The 2,945-nt window shown below is 46.9% G+C and carries 3 protein-coding genes; 1 reads left to right on the top strand and 2 read right to left on the bottom strand.

From position 1 onward, the window contains the following. Window positions 1-63: 63 nt before the first annotated feature. The gene (locus tag ENN47_08245) at window positions 64-528 is read right to left on the bottom strand and encodes a DUF454 domain-containing protein (GenBank protein HDP78157.1); all 465 of its coding nucleotides are present in this window, start codon (window positions 526-528) and stop codon (window positions 64-66) included. Window positions 529-558: 30 nt separating this feature from the next. Further along, entirely contained in the window at window positions 559-2,028 is a 1,470-nt protein-coding gene (locus ENN47_08240; protein ID HDP78156.1) for a catalase, read from the bottom strand. Window positions 2,029-2,382: 354 nt separating this feature from the next. Between ENN47_08240 and ENN47_08235 the strand changes: the two genes are divergently transcribed. Next, window positions 2,383-2,945 (top strand): sulfide/dihydroorotate dehydrogenase-like FAD/NAD-binding protein (locus ENN47_08235; protein ID HDP78155.1); only part of this gene is annotated, 563 nt, incomplete at its 3' end.

Here is a 2,945-nt window from a genome sequence, read left to right as displayed (position 1 = left end):
CCAGATATCATCTTTTCCCTTTCTGGAGCTGCGAGAGTTCATCTCGATGACGGGAGATCGGGACTATTGTGATCGTGATTGAGTATTGCAGCTATTCGAGGTAGTGTCTTTATTGATCCTATCAGAATTCTTCAGACCCTTCCTGACTTCTTCAAGCATTTCACTCGTCAATGTTTTCAACTTCAATAGATGAATAGAAACGGCAGTGCCAACTCCGACAAGAATTGCCGTGACGGCGGCATTCGATATCAGTATCATTGTCAAGGTAAGAGTGGACCACAGCAAAGCAAGTGCAAGATTTCTTGCTCTCCTCCTTACTGCTCGGAAATGTAGATAACTGTAGATATACGCACCGAATAGCTTATGGCCGATCAACCATCGGTACAGCGTCTCTGAGCTTCTCAGGTAGCAAAATGCCGCCAACAACAGAAAAGGAGTTGTTGGCAGCAATGGAAGAACTATTCCGGTTATACCAAGAAACAGGGAACCCGATCCTGCAATTACCAGCAAAACTTGTTTAAGCCTCACAAGTTACCATTCTTATCGCTCAATATTTGGCTACTTACCAACTTCGTCCAGCGAAATCCCCAGAGCCTTCGCAACCCCCGCTCCATAAGCGGGATCGGCTTTCAGGCAGTTTCCAATATGTCTAATCTTGATTTCCTTTGGCGAGTCTCCCATGTTTCTTGCTGTGTTCTCAAACAGAACTTCCTGCTGCTCTGGAGTCATAAGATTGAAGAGTTTTCCAGGCTGGGTGTAGTAATCATCGTCATCTTCTCTGAAGTTCCAGTTATCGGCGGCACCCTTTAGCTCTAGAGGGGGTTCTTTGTATTCAGGTTGCTCAGCCCATGCTCCGTAACTATTGGGTTCATAGCCTATCGTGCTTCCTGCATTGTCATCTACTCTCATTTGTCCGTCACGATGATAACTATTGAAGGGGAACCGCGGTCTGTTAACCGGAATCTGATGATGGTTTACCCCTAGCCTGTAACGCTGGGCGTCGCCATAGGAGAAGAGCCTTCCCTGAAGCATCTTGTCTGGAGAGAAACCTATTCCGGGAACAATACTTGCCGGATTGAAGGCAGCCTGTTCAACATCAAGATAGTAGTTTTCGGGGTTCTTGTTCAGCTCGAAAAACCCAACCTCGATAAGCGGGAACTCTCCTTTGTACCAAACCTTTGTCAGATCGAAGGGATTGTACGGCATTTTATCGGCCTGTTCCAGCGTCATAACCTGAATATACATGGTCCATCTTGGAAAGTCGCCTCTCTCTATGCTCTCGAAGAGATCGCGCTGGTGGCTCTCCCGATCTTTCGCGACTATGGCTTCCGCTTCGGCATCGGTGAGATTCTTTATTCCTTGTTGCGTCTTGAAGTGGAACTTCACCCATATCCTTTCGTTGTTGGCGTTTATCATGCTGTAAGTATGGCTTCCGTAGCCGTTCATGTGTCTATACGAAAAGGGAATCCCTCGATCGCTCATTGTTATTGTTACCTGATGAAGGGCTTCGGGAAGTGAAGACCAGAAATCCCAGTTATTCTTCGCACTCCTCATGTTGGTCTTCGGATCACGCTTGATAGCATGATTCAGATCGGGGAACTTGAGAGGGTCCCTCAAGAAGAAGACAGGCGTGTTATTGCCGACTAAATCCCAGTTGCCTTCCTCTGTATAAAACTTCATTGCGAAACCTCTTATATCCCTTTCGGCATCGGCGGCGCCTCTCTCTCCGGCTACCGTGGAGAATCTGACAAACATATCAGTCTTCTTGCCTATCTCTGAGAAGACCTTGGCTTTGGTATACTTTGTGATGTCGTGGGTAACGGTAAGCGTTCCAAAGGCTCCAGAGCCTTTTGCATGCATTCTTCTTTCCGGAATAACTTCTCTGTCGAAATGGGCCAGCTTCTCAAGATACCAGACATCTTGCAGCAGCATCGGACCTCTCGGACCGGCAGTCATTGAGTTCTGATTGTCGACCACGGGCGCTCCCGCTGCCGTGGTCATTTTCTCTTTCTTTGGATCTTTCTCCATTTTTTCCTCCATTCTTGATCGTCCGGCAAAAGCGGACATCGTAAGGTTTATTTAAGGGGTTGAGGTTCTCAAAAGATCTATAATAAGGAGAGTACGCACATACTGTTCTCGCCCACGATTTCGTAGAGGCAAACTCTGACCAGTGCAAGTCGGATTCAGGAGACAAGATTGTCTTGGAATCTTACTAGTTTAAATTATTCTAACATGAGATACTGCGAAAACTCGTATTTGCAGCACTCTGAAGTGCAATGACGGCTATTAGTCACATTGTTTCTCCGCATTGGATATGCGGCCAGCTTTAAGGCTTTCAGCAATATGATTTGGATTCTGATATGATTTTATTGAGGTGATTGAATGTTCACAGTACTCTCAAAAGAGCGAATTTCGCCGGATACCTATGACATCTGGCTTTCTCATCCTGAGATCTATAAATACGCAAAGCCCGGCCAATTCTTAATAATAAGGATAGACGAATACGGTGAGAGAATTCCTCTCACAATTGCGTCAGCCGATAAAGGAAGGGTAAGAGTTATTGTGAAGGCCGTGGGCAAAACCACCTACAAGCTCTGCTCTTTGAGCGAGGGCGAATCAGTTGCTGATATAGTAGGCCCTCTCGGAAATCCCAGCGAGATAGAAAAACTTGGAACGGTCTGTGTGGTGGGCGGCGGTGTAGGCATTGCGCCGTTGTTTCCCATTGCCAGGGCCCTGAAAGTGGCAGGAAATGAGGTCATAGGAATACTGGGCGCTGCAAAGAAGGAGCAGCTGATAATGCTGAATGAATTCAGGCCTTTTCTTGACAGGCTGTACATAACGACCGACGACGGTTCCCTCGGTTCAAAAGGAACGGTAACAAATCCTCTCAAGGAAGTTATCAAGGAGCGTCCGCCTGCTTCAATCTGGGCTATAGGACCCATGGT

The sequence above is a fragment of the Mesotoga infera genome (assembly GCA_011045915.1).
GTDB classification, from domain to species: Bacteria; Thermotogota; Thermotogae; order Petrotogales; family Kosmotogaceae; genus Mesotoga; species Mesotoga infera_D.
This window is presented reverse-complemented; position numbering and strand designations above follow the sequence as displayed.

Bases quoted from the DNA above. Each gene is read 5' to 3' on its own strand.
- ENN47_08240 (HDP78156.1), bottom strand. From the start codon at position 2,028: ATGGAGAAAGATCCAAAGAAAGAGAAAATGACCACGGCAGCGGGAGCG.